Genomic DNA, 18657 nt, shown 5'->3' on the forward strand with positions numbered 1-18657 from the left:
AAACCGACACTCAGGTCACAACCAGAGATCCCCCACCGCCGTCTCCGGACTGAAGTGGTGCCAGACTTGCGCCTGCAACAGCTCGGCAGTGGCAAGGGCGTCGATCAGCGCGTTATGGGCGGCGTAATGGGGCAGGCCGTAGCGCTGCCTACTGTCGGCCAGGCGAATTGAAACCGGTTTCTGGCCGATCAGGCGTCGCCAGCCAGAGGGATTGCGGTTCGGGTACAGGTGCGCCTCAATGGCCATGGTGTCCAGGACCGGAAACCGGATGCCTTCGCCCAGGCGCCAGCGCAGGGCAATATCCAGGAAAGGCCGCTCGATGTTCCGGTAATGCACCACCGGCAGCCGGCCGTTCAGGCAGGCAAACAGCTCCTCCAGAATGTCCTCAAGATCCGGCGCTTGATCAATGTCGCTGTGGGTGATGCCGTGCACGGTGATGGAGGTCTGGTGCAGGGGCAGGCGGGGCCGGACTATCCAATGCCGCGCTTGTGCCAGCTGCACCCCGTCGAGCGTGAATGGCACAAGCCCCACGCTGACAATCGAATGTTGGCTGGCATCCAGGCCGGTAGTTTCAAAGTCCAGCGCTACCATCGGGACATCCCGGAGCGGGGTGTCGGCAGAGACGCATCCGCTTTCATAGAAAGCCTTGAGCAGAGGCGACTGGCTGCGTTCTGCCAGGGCCTGGTACTGCTCCGGCCAGGGTAGCCGCGTTACTTCCGGGTCTGTCTGGTTGGGCTCGGTAGGGGAGCGCTCAGACATTGCGGACCACCTGGGCGTTGTAGCGGAAGCGCAGGAATTTCTGGGCGTTACTCACCACCTGGAAGGCATCCTTGAGGTGGCTGCGCTCGAAGGGCGAGAGGTCCTCGGGGCGAACGTTGTTGTCGGGCTCCTTGCCCGCCTCGATCGCCAGGGCCTGGTGTCGTATCCGCACAATGGAAATGAACTCCAGGGCATCGCGCAGGTTGCCCAGGTCGTCGTCCAGCAGCAGTTTGGTGTTGCCGATGGCCTTGAGGCGTTCGAAAGAGTTCTGGGCGCGGGAGCCGCAGGCCAGCGCATGCACCCGGATCAGGTCCGACAGCGGCGCGGTGCCCCGGCGTTTCAGGTTGAAGGTCTTCTGCTGTTTGCCATCTTCTTCCAGCACAAACGTCCGGAAGAAGCCTATGGGCGGGGTCCGGTTCAGGGCGTTGCGCGCCAGCATGGCCAGGAATCGGGGGCTGTTGGCCGCCTTGTTTGCCACCAGGGTTTTCAGTTGCTCGGCGAAGTCAGTCTGGCCGTAGATCCCGTCCAGATCAAAGAAGATGTTGCTGTTCAGCAGCGCTTCTGCCTTGGGATTCTCGATCCAGTCGGTGAAGTATTCCTTCCAGACCTTCAGCGGCTGCCGCCATTTCCGGTTGGTGGCCATGATATCGCCGGTGCAGTAGCTGTACCCGCACTCCGCGAGGCCATCGGAGACAAATTTGGCCAGCGCGAGGAAGTATTCATCGTGCTCCTCCGGCACAAAACTGTCGTCCAGGATCATGGCGTTGTCCTGGTCGGTGACCACCAGTTGCTCATCCCGGGCCATGGAGCCCAGGGCCATAAAACAGTAGGGGATGGGGGGTGGCCCCAGTTTTTCCTCGCCAAGTTCCAGCAGCCGCTGGGTAAAGCTGCGGCCGATACCAGCCATGGCGCTGCCGATCATGTGGGAGTTGGCGTCTTCGTTGACCATGCGGACAAAGCTGTCGCGCACGTTCTGGCTGATCGCTTTGAGGCCCCTGACATCCTTCTGGTGATAAATGTTGCTGACCAGATAGAGACTGCTCTGGCTCTCGTACTTCACGATGTCCGACAGGGCAATGACGCCACGCACCTCGTCGCCTTCCATCACCGGCAGGTGGTGTACGTTGTTGTGCAGCATGGTGAGCATGGCTTCGAAGATGAACACGGAGGAGCCGATGGTGATGAGGTCTTCGGACATGATCTCGCTGATCGGCGTCTCCGAGGGCAACGCCTCGCTGAGTGCGCGGGTGCGCAGGTCGCGGTCCGTGATGATGCCCCGCAGCAGTGGTTTCTCGCCCTCTTCATCCATCAATAGCAGGGCCGACACGCCCTGCTCGGTCATGATTCGCGCCGCCTCCTGGAGGCGTACCGTGTGGGGCGCCGATACCGGCTTGCGGGAGATCAGCCGGGTCACCTTGGAGGTCATCAGCTCATTGGATTTCTCCCGCCGGGAGAGCGCGGAGCGCAGGCGACTGCGGTCCTCAATCTCGACAAAATCGGCAAAGTTGTCGTCACTTTCCCAGAGCAACTGGAAGATCTCGCCAGGAATCTTGTAAATCAGGGTGTCTTCCAGCGCCCTGGCCGGAAACCGCACCCGCTTGTTCATCAGCAGACCGAACTGCCCAAAGATTTCCCCCTCGCTGATACGGTTGTACAGCTCCCCGGAACGCCGGTAGATCTCAACCGCGCCGCTGCGCACATAGAACAGCCAGTTATTGGACTCGCCAAACTCGAGAATCTGCGTGCCGGCCCGGAAATAGACCACCTCAATGCCACCGACCACCTGGTCGAGCAGCTTATCGGGCATCTCGTCAAACGGCGGGTACTGGGCCATGTGATTGCGGATGTCGATGAGCTCGGCCTGCATAAGACTCCCGGGGCTGATGAAGAAAAGTCGTTGTCAGTACAGCAATATAGCAGCGGCGCCGGCCAGCGGCCATGTCGACCTTTGACGGATCTCATTGACCGCTCAGGCCCTTGTTGCTAGCCTTGCCGCACTTTTTCAGGTGTCCGTCGCGAAGCGCGACGGGTGAAACGGGAAATCGGTGAGCCTGGCCTGGCCAGCGCGAGTCCGATGCTGCCCCCGCAACGGTAAGCAGGATAACGGCAATCTGATGCGCCACTGTGTCGCGTGACATGGGAAGGTGATTGCCCGGGAACCGTCGGTTCCGCCTGCCAGCCCGGAGACCGGCCTGGAAAAACACCCGGTGTTGCGGTGGGCGACGCAGGTGGGCGAAATACCAGGGCCGTCTGCCGCTTTCCCGTGGCCTGCCTGACCTGCCGCCCGCCCTCCTGCCTGTTCCGCAACAAAACCCAGAATCCCGTGCGGGTGCGCGCGGAGTGCGGAGCAAAGCTGATGTCCTCAAAATCCTTTCCTGTTGTATTGGCGGGCGTGTCCCTCGCCGCCCTGCCGCTGGCCGTAATGGCCCAGTCTGACACCCAGGCCGATGCGCTTGATCCCATCGTGGTGACCGCAACCCTCGGGCCACAAACCGTGGGCGAGAGCCTGTCTTCCGTCACCGTGATCGAAAAAGACGACATTCGCCGCCAGCAGCCGGCCGAGTTCCGGGACCTGCTGCACGCGCAGCCGGGTGTGAATGTGGTATCGGACGGCAGTTATGGCAAGACCACCAGCGTATTTCTGCGTGGCGCAGGCAGTGCCGGCACGGTGTTGCTGCTGGATGGCATCCGCCTGCGCTCTGCCTCGGCGGGCATCCCCCCCTGGCAGTTTCTCCCGCCCGAGCTGATCGAGCGGGTTGAGCTGGTGCGCGGCGCCAAGAGCTCCCTTTACGGGGCGGATGCCGTTGGTGGCGTGGTGCAGGCCTTTACGCTTGAGCCGGAAGCGGCCCGGCAGGGCTGGGTGGAACTGTCTGGCGGCTCCCACAGCCTTCTGGAATCCACCGCTGGCGTGGCCGGGCGCGAAGGTCGCACCGGCTTTCTTGTCGGTGGCGTGTATTCGGATACCGACGGAACCAACCTCCGGGCTGGTGGCGAGGACAAGGGCTTTCGCAATGCCGGCGGACTGGCCAAGGTGAGCCACCGGTTCGACCAGGGCGGTGGGGCCGGTGTCACGGTGTTTCAGTCCGAAGGCAATACCGAGTTTGAGGGTGGCGATACGGACTTTCTGGTTCGCGCCATGGGCCTGTATCTGGAGGCCGTGGCCAGCGATTACTGGCGTACCCGGATCCAGTTTTCCGAGTCCCGTGACGAGCAGGATACCTTCGGCTCCTTCCCCAGCGTGTTCGATACCCTGCACCGGTCGGCCCGTTGGGAAAACACCCTCACCGCGGGCGTGCACGAGTTCGTGGTCGGCACCGAGGCAACTGTGGATGAGGTGGAAGGCACCAGCCAGTTCAGCGAAGACAGCCGCACCAACACCGCCGTTTTTGGCCAGGCCCGCCTGAATTTCGGCCCCACCGATGTGATGGCCAGTGCACGTCTGGATGACAACGAAGCCTACGGTAAGGAAGAAACCGGCGGCCTCGCCCTCGGTCACCAGTTCGATCAGGCCCACCGGGCACGGGTGAGCTATGCCACCTCTTTTCGAGCGCCCACCTTCAATGATCTTTACCTGCAGGTACCCTTTTACACCGGCAACCCCGACGTTGATCCGGAAGAGGGTCAGATGGTGGAAATTGGGGTAAGTGGCCGTTACAGCCATTGGTTCTGGGATGTGGCCGTGTATCAGAACGATGTGGACGATCTGATAACCTTTGTGTCCGACCCCGTAACGTTTGAAGGGACCGTGGAAAACGTCGAATCCGCGAGGATTCGCGGTATTGAACTGTCTTCAGGTTTCGAAACGGTGAACTGGGATGTGAATGCGGCCATTACCCTGTCCGACACCGAGAACCGGGATACCGGAGCGCGTCTGCCTCGCCGGTCGGAGCGCAATGTGCGGCTGGACGTGGACCGTCTGTTCGACCAGTGGTCCGTGGGCGCCAGCGTGATTGCCGAAAGTGACCGCTACAACGATGCCGCCAATAACAGCCGGCTTCCCGGTTACGGAACCCTGGACCTGCGCGCCGCCTGGAATTTCCTGCCGGGGTGGTCCGCGCAGTTCAAGGTGGATAACGTGCTGGATCGCCGGTACACCACAAGTGGCGGGTTCGACAGTGTTACGTTCGAGCCCTTTGACTATCTTGCAGCGGGACGGACGTACCTGGCGTCCATACGCTATGATTTCCGCCAGTAGTCCCATTCACTGACCCATGATGCCAGCGCCATGATCCAGCGCGGATTCGTTCTGCTTGTCGCCTGCCTTGTTCTGATGCCATCCCCGGCGCAGGCGATGTGCGCCGGGGATGCGCTGGGCAGGCAGGTGTGCCTGGAGGCGCCGGCGAGGCGAGTGGTTTCCCTGTCTCCCGGTGCCACCGAGCTTTTGTTTTCGGCCGGCGCCGGCGACCGGGTGGTGGCGGTGAGTGCCTGGAGCGATTACCCGGCAGAAGCCGCCAACCTGCCACAAGTGGGCGACAGTAATCGCCTGGATCTGGAAGCCATTGTGTCCCTGGCGCCGGAGCTGGTGGTGGCCTGGGTCGATGGCAATTCCCGGAGCCAGCTGGAGCGGCTCGCGGACCTCGGCATCACCGTCTTCTGGCTGGCCCCGCGTACCTTTGACGACATCGCCGTCGCCGTTGAAAATCTGGCACTGTTGACGGGCAATTCGGCTATCGGGAAGCGTCGCGCAGACGCCTTCCGGGCGGATATCGCTGAGCTTCAGGCGCGCTACGACGGCGCCGGCCCGGTGCGGGTGTTCTTCCAGATCTGGGACCAGCCGCTGATGACCGTCAACCGGGAAGAGCTGATCAGCAAGGCCATCGAGCTGTGTGGTGGGGTCAACGTGTTCGGCCACCTGCCGCGACTGGTGCCACGGCTCAGCATTGAGGCGGTGCTGGCGGCCAATCCGCAAGCCATCGTTACCGCCGGCGAAGCGGGCAAGGATAACTGGCTGGGGATTTGGCAACAGTACCCGGAGCTGACCGCCGTGTCAGCCGGCAACCTGTTCCTGGAACCGCCGGATCTGCTGGCGCGACCCACCCTCCGCTTTGCCGAAGGTGCGCGCCACCTGTGCCAGACCCTGGAGCAGGCCCGTGCCAATCTCTAGTTATTCCAGACCCCTGATTGTGCTGCTGCTAGCCGCCCTGGCGGCGGCACTGCTGTCGGTGAGTGTCGGTAGTACTTCCATTGGCATCGAGGACACGCTGCGCGTGGTTACCGGTGGCGGCAGCGCTCTGCAACAGACCCTGATTCTGGAGCTTCGACTGCCGCGCACCCTGAGTGCCTTCGCCACCGGTGGGCTGCTGGCGGTAGCCGGCGCCCTGATGCAGGTGCTGCTGCGCAATCCGCTGGCCGATCCCTATGTGCTTGGGCTATCCGGCGGGGCCGCCGTGGGCGCCCTGCTGGCCATGCTGGGCGGTGCCGCCGGCTTCCTGGTGTCCGGTTCGGCTTTTGCCGGTGCCCTGCTGGCGACTCTGCTGGTGTTCGGCCTGGCCCATGGCAGTGGCAGCTGGACGCCATCGCGGCTGTTACTGACAGGTGTGGTAGTGGCCGCAGGCTGGGGCGCTATCATCACCCTGATCCTGTCGATGACGCCGGCCAGTCGGCTGCCTGGCATGCTGTACTGGCTGATGGGTGATCTGTCCCACGCCGCCACGCCCTGGCCCGGCCTGATCATCCTGGTGCTGGTGTGTGTACTGGTCTTCCCCCTGGGGCGGGCTTTGAATGTTCTGGCCAGGGGCTCCCTGCAGGCGGCGGCACTCGGCGTGTCGGTGCGGCCCCTGGAGTGGTCCATCTACCTCATGGCCAGTCTGCTGACGGCCACGGCGGTGACCATGGCCGGCTCGGTGGGGTTTGTGGGCCTGGTGGTGCCCCATATGCTGCGGCTGGTCCTGGGTAACGACCAGCGACTGGTGCTGCCAGCGTGCGCCCTGGCCGGGGGCACTTTGCTGGTAATGGCGGATACCCTGGCGCGGGTGGTGATTGCGCCGGAGCAGTTGCCGGTGGGCGTGATTACTGCGCTGCTCGGTGTTCCCACGTTCCTGTATCTGTTGTACCGGAGTCGATGATGACGCGCCTGACCACAGAATCGCTGATCATCGATATTCCGGGGCGTGCTTCCGGTGCGCCGCTGGATCTGGCCATCGAGCCGGGGCAGGTGTGGGGGGTGTTGGGTCCCAATGGCGTGGGCAAAACCACCCTGTTGCATACGCTAGCGGGGTTGCGGGAGCTCAGAAGCGGAGACCTGCGACTTGATGGAACCCCGCTGCGTGACATCGGCCGCAAAACCCTCTCGCAACGGATCGGCCTCGTATTTCAGGACCGGCAGGATGGATTCCCGGCAACGGTTCTGGAAACCGCCCTGATCGGTCGACATCCCTGGTTGTCCGCCTGGCAGATGGAGAGTGGTGATGACCTGGCGATTGCAGAGCGAGCCCTCGAAACCCTTGATGTCATTCACCTGAAAGATCGTCTGATCAATACCCTCTCCGGTGGCGAACGCCAGCGGGTGGCCATTGCCACCCTGATGACCCAAAGCCCGGAGATCTGGCTTCTGGACGAGCCGACCAATCACCTGGATCTACAGCACCAGACCGCCGTCATGACCCTGCTGCGCCACCAGGCAAAATGCGATCGGGCGGTCTTTATGTGCCTCCACGACCTCAACCTGGCTGCGCGATGGTGCGACCAGATCCTTCTGCTGTACCCAGACGGCCAGGCCTGCTGGGGCCCGGCCCGGGACATGCTGGTGACCTCGGCACTTGAAAGCCTGTTCGGCCAGCGCTTGCTCTCTGCGGAACTGGACGGCTTCCCAGTGTTTGTACCAGGCTGATTTCCCGCCTGGCCAGGCCCCAACCCCGGCGGCAGCCGGGCGACTCCACCCCTGCAAATGTTAAATGTAGTCAAGCGCTAAGGCGTGATCCTGTGGTTGTGATAAAAGTGATGATTCACGTCATTTAACTATGTACCCCTGTGCTACGCTGGGGATGTGTTGGGCGCACTCCAACGGAGACTGTGTGGCCTGAACCACTCGATCACTGAGAGACTCACTTGATGAGAGTAGGCCTGCTGATTCTGGCAGCATTCTGGTTCGCTCCGGTTTCATCTCAAACGCTCCAGATCATGGGATCGAGTGAGGGTTTTCTCCCATTCTATTACGGCCACAGCCTGGATAAGGGCATTCTGGCCGAGGTGATCCAGGAGTTTAGTCAGGAGACCGGTATTGCCGCCGAGTTCCGCCCCATGCCCCGTAAACGGCAGGCCTGGGCCCTGGAAAACGGACACGCCAACGCGGTTTTCGCCAACCCACTGTGGATGCCGCTGCCTGACCGCATGCACGCCATAGGACCGGTGTTAACCTGGCGGGATCGAGTGTTCGCGCAACCTGGCCATAAACCCCTTTCCTTCGATGATCTTCAGGGCAGCGTCTGCCTGCGACGATGGTTTGTTTACAGTGACCAGCTTGAGCGGCGCCTCAGTGCCAATCTGGTACGCCTGGACGCGTACGATGCCCAGCAGATGCTGAGCATTTTTCTGCAAAAACGGTGCGATTACATCGTCATGAATGAGCTGGAGTTCCGGTTTCTGGCCCAGCTGCTGGGATTCGATCCGGATGGTTACAGCACCGGACTGATCGACGCCGAGTGGCCGGTTTACCTGGGCATCCTGAAAACCGAGAATGCGTTGATTCAGGCGGCGGAAGCGTTTTTCGCTGGCTACAGGATTGACGTGGAGGCCCTGCTTCCCGGATTGCCGCCTCCGGACCAGAGCCTCTCGATTCATCCGGATCCGTAGGGCGGCTGACCGCCCGAGTCAGGCCATTCGCTTCATGGTCCGGTCTCCCAGCACGAACTGATGTGCCAGGGCAGCGGCGACATGTAAGCCAATCATCGCCCACAACACGTTGGCGCGCAGATCGTGGACTTCCTGAGTCCCAGCGCCTTGAACCAGACTTCGCTGGCAAGGTTCACGAGCAGAAGAACCGCCATAACCCAGTGCATCACCCGGGAAACGGCCCCGAACCGATTTTCGGCATCCATCAGTGTCATCACATGCCTCCGTTGGCAAAGGGCGCCGGGGTGGTGAAGCGCCGGATCCGCTGCGGCGGCGCGCATTCGGGTTTCATCTGGGCATCGCTGAGTAGCAGGTACTGTTCCCGGTGGGCTGTTCCCAGGAGCGTTGCGCCGGTGTTGTCGAAGCATTGCAGGGCCTGGCTTTTGGCAATCAGTAGAAAGCTGTTATCGGTTTCTTTCATCCACAGCCAGGCGTTGCGGTTTTCCTCTTCAAGACTGCTGAAGTAGCTGAAATGGGTGAAATCGGATTTGGAGAACAGGATGAACTGTTCACTGAAGTCGATCATTCCCAGCTGCGCGCCAGCGGGCATCTGCTGCTCGGCAGCCGCCAGGATGTTTCTCGGGGTTCGCAGGGGCTCCAGGATTCGATAGCCCCAGGTGGACAGCAGCAGCCAGCTCACCATCAGCGCAACGAACAGGCGGCCCATTGCCCGCGAGCGCCAGAACCCGAACAGGCTGAGCAGCCATATCGTTCCCAGGGCACACACCAGCGTGCCCGCCTCGTGCAGGCGCGAAGGGTCGCTGCTGTAATCGCTGACTTTCTCCACAAGCCTGGGGTAATCGTTCCAGGCCAGAATGCCCACGGCAATCAGGGCCGCTCCCAGCACGAAGTGCAGGGCGGTGAGTACCGGCGGGAACCATCTGGCCGGTTTCTGGCTGCTGGCAATCGGGGCCAGCACCAGTGCCAGCATCGGCAGCGCGGGCAGCAGATAGACACCCCGTTTGCCGGGGCTGAGGCTGAAAAACACAATTACCAGGGCAATCCAGGCCAGCAGCACTGTGATCAGGGGGCGATACCGCGCAGTTTCGGAGAGCGGCCGGAGCAGGGCCAGAAGTAGCAGCGGCAGGGGGAACCAGAGCGCGGGGATCACGCTGGTGAGGTAGTAGTACCAGGGCTGGATATGGCCCCAGGAGTCGGCATAGCGCTCTCCGGTCTGCTTGAACAGGATATTGTTCCGGTAGGCCAGGGCCTCCTCGGTGCCGAGGTGGTTCACGTACAGCACCATGGGAATCAGCCAGGCAGCAACCACTGCCAGCATCACCAGTGGGCCCAGGGCGCAGCGCCACTGCAGGGTGCCGGCAAACAGCGACCGGTCCCGATATTTCATCGCCAGTATGGGCAGGAGCATCAGTGCCGGCAGAAACCCGACCCCCTTGGTAATGATTCCGAGCCCCATGAACGCCCAGCCAACGAAGTACCAGGCCCAGGCCGGCCCCAGGAAAAAGTGCCGGATCAGGCCGTAGCAGGCCACCGTGATCCAGCAGGCCACCATGGCATCAATCTGGGCCCTCTGGGCCTGAATCAGGAATTGCGGAGCCAGCATCAGCAGCATGACGGCAATGGCACCGGTGCGCTGGTTCCACAACCGGGTGCCCAGATCAAACACCAGACCGAGGATCAGCAGGCTGCACAAGGCACTGGGCAGGAGGAAGGCGACGTTCAGGTTGCCGGTCAGCCAGTAGAACAGGGCGATGCTCCACATGAACACCGGTGGTTTGTCAGGGTAGAACTCGCTGCCGCGCATGGGGATCAACCACTGGCCGGAGTCCACCATTTCACGGGCGATTTCTGCGAATCGGGGCTCATCGGCGGGCCAGGGCGAGCGCAGGCCCACGCCGGACAGAATCATGATGGCTGCGAACGCCAGCAACAGCAGCAAGAGGCGGTTGCGTGAGAGGTTGAACAGGGTTTCCGGAAGGTGTCGTACCAGGGGTGATGCGGGCATGGGTGGGTCTCAGTGCGTGTCGGAAACAGAATCAGCCAGGCGCCTGGCCCGTTGGTTGTGGTAAAGCAAGGCGCCGATCACGGAGGCCAGGATGAAGACGCCGCTGCTGATGGCCAACTGATAGCTGTCGGCGCTGCCGATGCCGGCGCCGGCGAGGGCAAATACCAGCATCTGGGGCAGGTAGCCGAGTGTGCTGCCCGCGAGGAATGGGTAAAAACGGATGCCGGAGCAGCCGGCGACCAGATTGGTGACCAGATTGCTGCCCACGGGCAGAAGCCGCACCATCATTACCTTGATCAGGGGCTGGTCACGAAACAGACGGTCGAACTGCTGCATACGGTGCCCGAATCGCTGTTGCAGGGACTTGGCCAGTAGCCAGCGGGCGGTCAGGAAGCAGCCGGCGGCACCCATGGCCGTGGCCAGAGTGGAGATCGCGGTGCCATTAAGCCCGCCGAGCGCAAAGCCGGAAACAAACGCCAGTACCTGCCTGGGCGCGCCCAGGCCCGTGAACACAGCCCCGGAGAGCGTCAGACCAAGCAGTCCGGCGGCGCCATGGGTTTGCAGGTAATCGGCCACGGCGTTCTGGTTGGTGATAAAGTCGAGCCAGCCGTAGTGGATGGTCAGATAGCCAAACAGTACCAGCGCTGCAAAGGCCAGCCAGCGGGAACCGTTGGGCATCTCAGGAACGCTCCGCTAACGACGCCCGGGCGTCGGCCTCGGCCGATTCCCGGATCATCGGCACCCGGGTGCGATGCAGCAGCCAAAGCACTCCGAGCAGATCAACGATGCCGGCCCAGGCCCGGTTCCAGGCGTTGTATTTGGAGGTGCCGGCGGTTCGGGGCCGGTGGTTGACCTCCACCACGGCTATCTCTCCGCCAATACCGCGCACCAGCGCCGGGATAAAGCGGTGGCCATGGTCGAACCAGGGCAGCTTCAGGAAGGTGTCCCGCGGAAACAGCTTCAGGCCGCAGCCGGTATCGGGTACCCCGTCATGGAGCAGGGCGTCGCGAACGCGGTTGGCCAGCTTCGACTGGAATCGCTTCCATGCCGTGTCCTTGCGGTTCTTACGATAGCCGGCGATGCAGAAATCCGGATTGGTCAGCGTGTTGGCTTTCTGCAGCAGCGCGGGAATGTCAGCCGGGTCATTCTGGCCGTCGCCGTCCATGGTGACGATCAACCGGCTGCGGGCCCGACGAATGCCGGAGGCCAGTGCACCGCTCTGGCCAATGCTCTGGTCGTGGCGAACCGTGACCAGTCGTCCCCCGAGGGCCCGGGCGGTCCGGATCGCGGTATCGAGGGTATTGTCGGTGCTGCCGTCGTCCACCAGTACCACTTCGAAGCCATGGTAGTCCCGCATCACACCGAAGGCCTCGATAAGCAGGCTGGCAATGTTGGCCGCTTCGTCCTTGGCTGGAATAACCAGCGAGAGAGTTCTTTCCTGGCCCATCAAGCATCATCCTTAGAAAAGGGAGTTGGCGATGGGCAGGAGTATCCGTCTTGAACCTTAAACCAACCTTAAGCCCGCTTCTGTTTTGAGGATGGGCGGGCGGGAAGCCAGATGGTGGCACACAGACCCCGCTGACCGTCGGGCCGGTCGGCGAGGGTGAGCTGGCCGCCATGAAGTTCGGCAATGCGCCGGGCGATGGCAAGGCCAAGGCCGGCGCCGCCTCCCAGACGCTGATCCAGACGCACGAACCGGCTCAGGGCCCGTTCCCGTTCGTTTGCGGGGATGCCCGGCCCCTGGTCGCAGACGGTGATGAGGTAACCCTCTCCCGAGGGAGTCAGCCGGGTCTCGATGGTGGTGTGCTCCGGACTGTACTGGATGGCGTTGGCCAGCAGGGACCGCATCAGGGTATTGATCAGGGCGCTGTGACAGCACACCAGGGCCTGGCCGGTATGATCCTCAAGCACCGGGTCGATGTGCTTTTTCAGGGCCAGGGGTGCCACGTCGGCAATGCTCTGCTCCACAATTGCTGACAGGTTGTGGTATTCGGGCGTGAAGTCGGCGCCCGAATCCACCCGGTTGAGCAGCAGCATCTGCTCCACCAGGTGCACCATGCGATCCACGGACTGGATCAGGTCCTCGTACTGCCCGGGATTGGTCTCGCAGACCTTTTCAAGGTTCAGGCGCAGCGCGGTCAGGGGCGTGCGTAACTCATGGGCGGCGTCCGCCGAGAACCGCCGCTCCCGCTCCAGTGCCTGGTTCAGTCGCCGCAGCAGGCCGTTCACTGCCTGCACCAGGCCGGCCACCTCCTTCGGTGCCTGGCGGTCGTCCAGGGGGTGGATGTTTTCAGGGGCCATGTTGCGGACGGGTCGCTCCAGCTTCCGCAGGGGCTGGAAACCGACGTGGATAGCCGTGCCGGCGGCAAGCAACAGCAGAGGCAGTGCCACGAGCAGGGGCAGGATGTTGCCCAGGGCCAGTTCTTCACTCAGTTCCTCGCGAATGTCTTCGCGCTGGGCCGTCCGAATCCAGAAACCGGTAGCCGGATCCTGCAGTGTGAACACCCGCCATCGATGGCCGCTGGCTTCGGCCCAGGAGTAGCCAGGTTTCAGGCCTTCGGTATCGTCGGCCTTGAGCGTGTCCAACAGCGGTTCGCGATTCGGCGTCCACACCTCGAAAGCGAGTTTTTTCTCGTATTTGTGGCCGATGCCACCCGGCAGTATTTCATCGTTGTCGGCCTCAAAGTCAATGCCTGAGGTCTCGGCCAATGGCAATTCCAGGGTTCGGCTCAGGGTGGTTGGTAGCTGTTCAATGGACTGGGTATTCGCCAGGTGTTGCACCAGTCCCTGCACGATACGAGTGCTCTGTGCCAGTTCGGCGTCAAACAGTTCCTCCAGCTCATGGTTGCTTTCGATGTAGCTCCAGGCTGCGGCAATCAGTGCGATTAACAGAACCGTCGAAGTAACCAGCAGGGTAAGGGTTCGGGTCAGGGACATTCGGTAACCCCGGCGGCTGCCTGGCTGTCCAGAAGGTAGCCCACACCCCGTATCGTTCGGATGGTGTCGCGACCAACACGGCGCCGCAGGTGGTGGATGTGCACCTCCAGGGCGTTGCTTTCGGCACCCTGATCCCAGCCGTACAGCTGTTCTTCCAGGCGCCGGCGGGTAGCCACCTGGTCTGGGTGCCGCATGAGATATTGCAGGATCTGGAATTCGCTGCGAGGCAGAGTGGTGACGCCCTCGCAGGTGGTCAGCTGTCCCGAGTCGGTATTCAGTGTCAACTGGCCCACGGTCAGCCCGCCGGGAAGGGTGTTTGAGCCGCGTCGCGTCACGGCCCTGATGCGGGCCTTCAGTTCCGCCATGGCGAAGGGCTTGGTGAGATAGTCATCAGCGCCGGCATCCAGCCCGCTCAGTTTTTCATCCAGTCCGCCCCGGGCGGTGAGAATGATCACGGGGGTCTGAACACCCTGTTTTCGGGCACCCTTGAGGATATCCAGGCCGTCCACGCGGGGCAGGGTGAGATCCAGGATTGCCAGATCAAAATGTTCCTGGCTCAGGGCATTCAGTGCCTGCTGGCCATCATCGAGCCAGTCTACCGTGTTCTGCCCATCGCGCAGCATGCCCAGCATGGTGTTGGCCAGGTGATGATCGTCTTCTACAAGCAATATCCGCATGGCAGGTCCTGTTACCACTCCGAAACTCATTCTGGCACAGAAATCTTAAGGTCAGCTTAAGAAAACTCACGCCTGCCCTTAAGCCTTGGTTAAGCCTGCGGCCCTAGTCTGGTAGCTGTTGCTTCAGGAGGCTTAACATGACAGACCCGCTGATGATGTCCACGTATTGTTCCCCGGATTCCGGGGAGGTGGTTCCGGTCTTCCGTTGTGCCGGTCGCTGGTTTAACGAAATCCGTCCCGAGACCGCCATGGCCGGAACCGTCGCGGGTTTCATCCGGCGTCGCTTCCTCCATGCCTATGGTGCCGAGCCCACCCTGCGGATACCGGCGCTGCTGGCGCTGACCACTGCCCAGGGCAGCCTGCTGGCCGCCGTGGGGGTACGCAATGCCGCGCTGGAGAGACTGTTTCTGGAGGACTATCTGTTGGTGCCGGTGGAATCGGTGCTGCCGGAGCCGGGCGTTGAGCGTCACCGGATTGCCGAGATTGCCCATCTGGCCGGTGTGGAAGCCGGCGTCAGCCGGTTCCTGTTTGCGTCGCTGTCGGTGTGGCTCGATGGTGCCGGATACGACTGGGTGGTCTGTACCGGCACCGACCAGTTGCGCAACAGCTTTCACCGGCTCGGTATTGCGACAGACGTCCTGGGTGACGCCGATCCGGCCCGCTTGCCCGATGGTGGCGCCGGCTGGGGCCGTTATTACGATCATCACCCGGTGGTCATGGCCATTCGGGTGGCGGACGGCATGTCCGCCCTTCGCAGCGCAGGCCTTCTGCGGCTGATTCAATCCGTCGAAGCCGATTGTGCAGACGGCACCGCAGCCGGAGGGTCCTATGGCCACATTGCCTGACCTTCTGGCACGCCAGGCCGGCACGCATCCGTCGCGAACGGCTTTGCAGGGGCCGGAGGCTGCCTTTACCTACGCCCAGATGATGCAGGCCGCGCAGGCCCTGGCCGATCAACTGACCCGTTCGGGTGTGCGCAGGGCCGGCCTCTGTGGCGACAACACCATGGCCTGGGTTCTGGCCGATCTGGCGTGCATGCTGGCCGGGGTGGTGTGTGTGCCGGTACCGGTGTTTTTCTCACCCTCGCAAACCGCCCACCTCACGGAACGGGCGGGCCTGGATTGCCTGCTGTCGGCGGAGGCGTCAGACGGCGGAGAACATCTGGGGTATGGCGTCTGGTTGACGCGATTGCCCGAAGCCCGCGGCGAGGCATGGATGCACGAGCAGACGGCAAAAATCACCTTCACCTCGGGCAGCACGGGCACCCCCAAGGGTGTGTGCCTGTCCATCGCCCAGATGACCGCGACCACCCTGGCCCTGAAAGAGCGTTTGGCCGGTGTATCCCTGGAGCATCACCTGTGCATTCTGCCCCTGGCCACCCTGCTGGAGAACATTGCCGGTGTTTATCTGCCCCTGTTGATGGGCGGCACGGTCACCGTGGCACCCCTGCACAGCCTGGGTATGACGGGCAGCAGCGGTCTGGACGTCAAACGGCTGGTAGAGGCTATTAATCACCATCGGCCCCACTCGCTGATACTGGTTCCGGAACTGGCGCAGGCCCTGGTGGCCGCGGCCGAGCAGCAGCAACTGAGTGGTGATGGCTTCCGGTTCCTGGCGGTGGGCGGCGGACGGGTGTCTCCCGATCTGCTGGCCAGGGGGCGTGCCGTCGGGCTGCCGCTTTACGAAGGCTACGGCCTGTCGGAGTGCGGTTCCGTGGTGGCCCTGAACGTGCCCGGCGCCGAGCGCGAAGGCTCCGTCGGCCAGCCGCTGGGCCACGTGCGCGTTCGGGTGGATGACCGCGGCCACATCCGGGTTGCCGGTAACACTCACCTGGGCTATTTGGGCGACCGCGTCGTCGAGGATGGGTGGCTGGATACGGGAGATCTCGGCGCCAGTCATTCCGATGGCTTCCTGTCGGTCAACGGCCGCGCCAAGAACCTGCTGATCACCAGCTTTGGACGCAACATCAGCCCCGAGTGGCTGGAGACTGAGCTGATTCAGGCCCTGAGCGCGCGTCAGGCCGTGGTGTATGGCGACGGCGATCCGCATCCCTCGGCCTTGCTGGTGGTGCAGGATGATCGCTCGACAGACGCTCTGGGGGCGCAGCTTGCATCCCTCAATGAACGCCTGCCGGATTACGCCCGGCTCGCCCGGGTGCATGTCCGGCGCCTGCCACTTACCCATGCCGATGGCTACCTGACCGCCAACGGGCGCCCCATGCGACAGCGCATCCAGGCGGACCTGCCGACACTGGTCGCCGGCGCTTGCTCACTCACTATTGACCCCAACCATTCTTCACACCTGCCAGGAGGATCTTTCATGGCATTTTTCGATCGACTGCAGTCCGAGACTGCCGAGGCCCGCGCCCACGTTACCGGTGCACCCGTCATTACCGCCATTCGCGAGGGTCGTTTTGATCTGGATGGCTACACCTGGTTCCTGACCCAGGCCTACCACCATGTTAAACACACGGTTCCGCTGATGATGGCCTGTGGCGGCCGTTTGCCCGAGCGCCTGGAATTCGTGCGCAAGGCACTGGTGGAATATATCGAGGAAGAGTACGGCCATCATGAGTGGATCCTGAACGATCTTGCCGCCTGCGGTGAGGACAAGGAAGCCATTCGACACGGCACACCGGATACCTCCATCGAACTGATGGTTGCCTACCTGTACGACCGGATCAACCGGGGCAACCCCGCAGCCTTCTTTGGTATGGTTCAGGTGCTTGAGGGCACCTCCATCGAGCTGGCCACGCCGCTGGGCGAGGCGATCCAGAAGCAGCTGAAGTTGCCCAACCAGGCCTTCAGCTACCTGTATTCCCACGGTGCCCTGGACCAGGAGCATTTCGAGTTCTTCCGTAACCTGATGAACAGCATCACCGATCCGGACGACCAGCAGGCCATCATTGAGGCCGCGCGCATGGTTTACCGCCTGTACGGCGATATGCTGCACAGCATCCCGCTGCCAGCCCGGCGCAAGGAGCAAAGCCATGCGGTTGCATGATCGGGTTTTTCTGCTGCTGGGCGGCTCCGGTGGTATTGGCAAGGCCCTGATCGCGCCCCTGGTAGGCGCAGGTGCCCGGGTAATCGTGGCCTCACGGCACCCGGAGTGCCTGGAACACCAGGAAGGGGTGTCCCCGGTGTATCTGGACCTGGCAGCGGCGGATCTCGACCAACAGCTGGCGCGCCTGAACGAGGCCTACCCCGACATCGACGGCGTGATTCACTGCGCCGGCCAGAACCGGTTTGCCAGCCTTGGCAAGATGCCGGTGGCCGAGCTGGATGCCCAGTTGATGGTTAACCTGCGTTCGGCGCTGCTGGTGGCACGGCATTTCGCGCCCAGGTTCGAGAAAGCCGGCCAGGGGGCGCTGGTGTTCGTGGGATCCACGTTCGGCAGTATCGGCTTTCCCGGCTACACCGCGTACTGCGCCAGCAAGTTCGGGCTGCGAGGCTTTACCGAGTCGCTGCGCCGGGAGCTGGCAGATACGCCGGTGCAGGTGGTGTATGTGGCCCCACGGGCAACCGCCACGGCGATGAACCCCGAAGCGGTGAACCAGCTCAACCAGGCGCTGGGCAACACCATGGATCCACCTGAAAAGGTGGCCTCGGAGATACTCCGTGCCATGGAGACGGACCAGCGGCGCCGGTTCCTGGGCTGGCCGGAGCGTCTGTTCGTGGTGATCAACGGCATCCTGCCCCGTGTAGTCGACAAGGCGATGCTCAAACAGCTGCCGGTGATCCGGCGATTCCTGGATTCGAGGGCTCTGTCATGAAACCTGTGCTTTTGGCTTTTCTTGTCTTGCTCGCCCAGCCGGCCTGGTCCGCGGATCTTGAAACGGAGCTGTCGGCCATCCAGCATCGCTGGGCGGAGATCCAGTATCAGATGCCTGACGACCAGAAGGAAAAGGCCTTCGAGGCCCTGGCCGGCGAGGCAGAAGACTTTGTGGCGCATTATCCGGATCGCGCCGAACCCCTGATCTGGCAGGGCATCGTGCTCAGCACCTATGCCGGTGCCAAGGGCGGTCTCGGCGCCCTGGGTCTGGTCAAGGATGCCCGCAAGTCGCTGGAGGCCGCACTGGCCATCAACGGAACGGCGCTGGACGGTTCTGCCTATACGTCTCTTGGTAGTCTGTATTACCAGGTGCCCGGGTGGCCGCTGGGGTTCGGCGACGACGACAAGGCCCGGCAGTACCTTCAGAAAGCGCTGGCCATCAATCCTGAGGGTCTGGATGCGAATTTCTTCTTCGGTGACTTCCTGCTCGATCAGGGTGAACCGGAGCGGGCCCGCGCCTATCTACAGAAGGTGCTCGAAGCACCGGGACGGCCCGGCCGGGAAGTGGCTGATGCTGGACGCCGTGCCGAAGCCAGGGAGCGTCTGGAAACCCTGTAAAAGGTACTCGTTCGTCCCTGGCTGGCGTGATCCGGTGAGCTACACTCCTTAGGGAGAGGGTAGGCTCTTCGGTCAGGGAGACGGTTAGTCCATGGTGAG

At 62.6% G+C, this 18657-nt stretch carries 17 protein-coding genes and 1 riboswitch; of the genes, 9 read left to right on the plus strand and 8 right to left on the minus strand.

Going from position 1 to position 18657, the window contains the following annotated elements:
• Nucleotides 1-15 precede the first annotated feature (15 nt).
• Both BM344_RS11625 and BM344_RS11630 read right to left on the minus strand, forming a co-directional pair.
• Nucleotides 16-759 (minus strand): 3'-5' exonuclease, encoded by a 744-nt coding sequence (locus tag BM344_RS11625; RefSeq protein WP_091989901.1) that lies wholly within the window; start codon nt 757-759, stop codon nt 16-18.
• Nucleotides 752-2626: a putative nucleotidyltransferase substrate binding domain-containing protein gene (locus tag BM344_RS11630; RefSeq protein ID WP_091989904.1), complete on the minus strand. Its 1875-nt coding sequence runs from the start codon at nt 2624-2626 to the stop codon at nt 752-754. Before BM344_RS11630 ends, BM344_RS11625 begins: the two co-directional genes overlap by 8 nt.
• Before the next feature lie 120 nt (nt 2627-2746).
• Nucleotides 2747-2969, plus strand: a riboswitch (cobalamin riboswitch).
• Between the two features lie 146 nt (nt 2970-3115).
• Here BM344_RS11630 and BM344_RS11635 point away from each other — a divergent pair.
• The 5 genes from BM344_RS11635 to BM344_RS11655 all read left to right on the plus strand — a co-directional run bounded on the left by BM344_RS11635 (nt 3116) and on the right by BM344_RS11655 (nt 8550).
• Nucleotides 3116-4954 carry a TonB-dependent receptor plug domain-containing protein gene (locus tag BM344_RS11635; protein WP_091991065.1) on the plus strand — a complete coding sequence of 613 codons (1839 nt, stop codon included), beginning with the start codon at nt 3116-3118 and terminating at the stop codon, nt 4952-4954.
• A gap of 30 nt (nt 4955-4984) precedes the next feature.
• Entirely contained in the window at nt 4985-5863 is an 879-nt protein-coding gene (locus BM344_RS11640) for a cobalamin-binding protein (RefSeq protein ID WP_091989907.1), read from the plus strand.
• Nucleotides 5850-6824: a FecCD family ABC transporter permease gene (locus BM344_RS11645; protein WP_091989909.1), complete on the plus strand. Its 975-nt coding sequence runs from the start codon at nt 5850-5852 to the stop codon at nt 6822-6824. Before BM344_RS11640 ends, BM344_RS11645 begins: the two co-directional genes overlap by 14 nt.
• Complete coding sequence (locus tag BM344_RS11650) at nt 6824-7588, plus strand: ABC transporter ATP-binding protein (protein ID WP_091989912.1); 765 nt, start codon at nt 6824-6826, stop codon at nt 7586-7588. The genes BM344_RS11645 and BM344_RS11650 overlap by 1 nt, the downstream gene beginning before the upstream one ends.
• A 221-nt stretch (nt 7589-7809) precedes the next feature.
• On the plus strand, nt 7810-8550 hold the full coding sequence (locus tag BM344_RS11655; RefSeq protein ID WP_091989914.1) for a substrate-binding periplasmic protein: 741 nt from the start codon (nt 7810-7812) through the stop codon (nt 8548-8550).
• A gap of 92 nt (nt 8551-8642) precedes the next feature.
• Here BM344_RS11655 and BM344_RS11660 read toward each other — a convergent pair whose 3' ends face one another.
• From BM344_RS11660 to BM344_RS11685, 6 genes are all read right to left on the minus strand, one after another.
• The gene (locus tag BM344_RS11660; RefSeq protein WP_228143608.1) at nt 8643-8804 is read right to left on the minus strand and encodes a hypothetical protein; all 162 of its coding nucleotides are present in this window, start codon (nt 8802-8804) and stop codon (nt 8643-8645) included.
• Nucleotides 8804-10555 carry an ArnT family glycosyltransferase gene (locus BM344_RS11665; RefSeq protein ID WP_091989917.1) on the minus strand — a complete coding sequence of 584 codons (1752 nt, stop codon included), beginning with the start codon at nt 10553-10555 and terminating at the stop codon, nt 8804-8806. The genes BM344_RS11660 and BM344_RS11665 overlap by 1 nt, the downstream gene beginning before the upstream one ends.
• Nucleotides 10556-10564: 9 nt before the next feature.
• Nucleotides 10565-11233, minus strand: a complete 669-nt coding sequence (locus BM344_RS11670; protein WP_091989919.1) for a TVP38/TMEM64 family protein — start codon at nt 11231-11233, stop codon at nt 10565-10567.
• A 1-nt stretch (nt 11234) separates the two neighbouring features.
• On the minus strand, nt 11235-12002 hold the full coding sequence (locus BM344_RS11675; RefSeq protein ID WP_091989922.1) for a glycosyltransferase family 2 protein: 768 nt from the start codon (nt 12000-12002) through the stop codon (nt 11235-11237).
• 68 nt (nt 12003-12070) lie between these two features.
• On the minus strand, nt 12071-13492 hold the full coding sequence (locus tag BM344_RS11680) for an ATP-binding protein (RefSeq protein ID WP_091989925.1): 1422 nt from the start codon (nt 13490-13492) through the stop codon (nt 12071-12073).
• Complete coding sequence (locus tag BM344_RS11685) at nt 13483-14169, minus strand: response regulator (RefSeq protein ID WP_091989928.1); 687 nt, start codon at nt 14167-14169, stop codon at nt 13483-13485. Before BM344_RS11685 ends, BM344_RS11680 begins: the two co-directional genes overlap by 10 nt.
• 137 nt (nt 14170-14306) lie before the next feature.
• On the opposite strand from BM344_RS11685, the gene BM344_RS11690 reads away from it, so the two are divergent.
• The 4 genes from BM344_RS11690 to BM344_RS11705 are packed head-to-tail and all read left to right on the plus strand — an operon-like array spanning nt 14307 to nt 18558.
• Entirely contained in the window at nt 14307-15014 is a 708-nt protein-coding gene (locus BM344_RS11690; protein ID WP_208603394.1) for a thermostable hemolysin, read from the plus strand.
• Nucleotides 14998-17172, plus strand: coding sequence for an AMP-binding protein (locus BM344_RS11695; protein ID WP_091989931.1), 2175 nt, complete (start codon nt 14998-15000; stop codon nt 17170-17172). The genes BM344_RS11690 and BM344_RS11695 overlap by 17 nt, the downstream gene beginning before the upstream one ends.
• Nucleotides 17159-17941, plus strand: a complete 783-nt coding sequence (locus tag BM344_RS11700; RefSeq protein WP_091989935.1) for an SDR family oxidoreductase — start codon at nt 17159-17161, stop codon at nt 17939-17941. Before BM344_RS11695 ends, BM344_RS11700 begins: the two co-directional genes overlap by 14 nt.
• Nucleotides 17938-18558 (plus strand): tetratricopeptide repeat protein, encoded by a 621-nt coding sequence (locus tag BM344_RS11705; RefSeq protein WP_091989937.1) that lies wholly within the window; start codon nt 17938-17940, stop codon nt 18556-18558. Before BM344_RS11700 ends, BM344_RS11705 begins: the two co-directional genes overlap by 4 nt.
• Nucleotides 18559-18657: the final 99 nt, after the last annotated feature.

This window comes from Marinobacter gudaonensis, from assembly GCF_900115175.1.
Taxonomy (GTDB): domain Bacteria; phylum Pseudomonadota; class Gammaproteobacteria; order Pseudomonadales; family Oleiphilaceae; genus Marinobacter; species Marinobacter gudaonensis.

Excerpts from the sequence above, each read along its gene's own strand:
- BM344_RS11665 (WP_091989917.1), bottom strand. The coding sequence starts at position 10,555 with ATGCCCGCATCACCCCTGGTACGACACCTTCCGGAAACCCTGTTCAAC.
- BM344_RS11680 (WP_091989925.1), bottom strand. The coding sequence starts at position 13,492 with ATGTCCCTGACCCGAACCCTTACCCTGCTGGTTACTTCGACGGTTCTG.
- BM344_RS11660 (WP_228143608.1), bottom strand. The coding sequence starts at position 8,804 with ATGACACTGATGGATGCCGAAAATCGGTTCGGGGCCGTTTCCCGGGTG.
- BM344_RS11630 (WP_091989904.1), bottom strand. The coding sequence starts at position 2,626 with ATGCAGGCCGAGCTCATCGACATCCGCAATCACATGGCCCAGTACCCG.
- BM344_RS11695 (WP_091989931.1), top strand. The coding sequence starts at position 14,998 with ATGGCCACATTGCCTGACCTTCTGGCACGCCAGGCCGGCACGCATCCG.
- BM344_RS11690 (WP_208603394.1), top strand. The coding sequence starts at position 14,307 with ATGACAGACCCGCTGATGATGTCCACGTATTGTTCCCCGGATTCCGGG.
- BM344_RS11675 (WP_091989922.1), bottom strand. The coding sequence starts at position 12,002 with ATGGGCCAGGAAAGAACTCTCTCGCTGGTTATTCCAGCCAAGGACGAA.
- BM344_RS11700 (WP_091989935.1), top strand. The coding sequence starts at position 17,159 with ATGCGGTTGCATGATCGGGTTTTTCTGCTGCTGGGCGGCTCCGGTGGT.
- BM344_RS11635 (WP_091991065.1), top strand. The coding sequence starts at position 3,116 with ATGTCCTCAAAATCCTTTCCTGTTGTATTGGCGGGCGTGTCCCTCGCC.
- BM344_RS11705 (WP_091989937.1), top strand. The coding sequence starts at position 17,938 with ATGAAACCTGTGCTTTTGGCTTTTCTTGTCTTGCTCGCCCAGCCGGCC.
- BM344_RS11640 (WP_091989907.1), top strand. The coding sequence starts at position 4,985 with ATGATCCAGCGCGGATTCGTTCTGCTTGTCGCCTGCCTTGTTCTGATG.
- BM344_RS11685 (WP_091989928.1), bottom strand. The coding sequence starts at position 14,169 with ATGCGGATATTGCTTGTAGAAGACGATCATCACCTGGCCAACACCATG.
- BM344_RS11625 (WP_091989901.1), bottom strand. The coding sequence starts at position 759 with ATGTCTGAGCGCTCCCCTACCGAGCCCAACCAGACAGACCCGGAAGTA.
- BM344_RS11650 (WP_091989912.1), top strand. The coding sequence starts at position 6,824 with ATGACGCGCCTGACCACAGAATCGCTGATCATCGATATTCCGGGGCGT.
- BM344_RS11670 (WP_091989919.1), bottom strand. The coding sequence starts at position 11,233 with ATGCCCAACGGTTCCCGCTGGCTGGCCTTTGCAGCGCTGGTACTGTTT.
- BM344_RS11655 (WP_091989914.1), top strand. The coding sequence starts at position 7,810 with ATGAGAGTAGGCCTGCTGATTCTGGCAGCATTCTGGTTCGCTCCGGTT.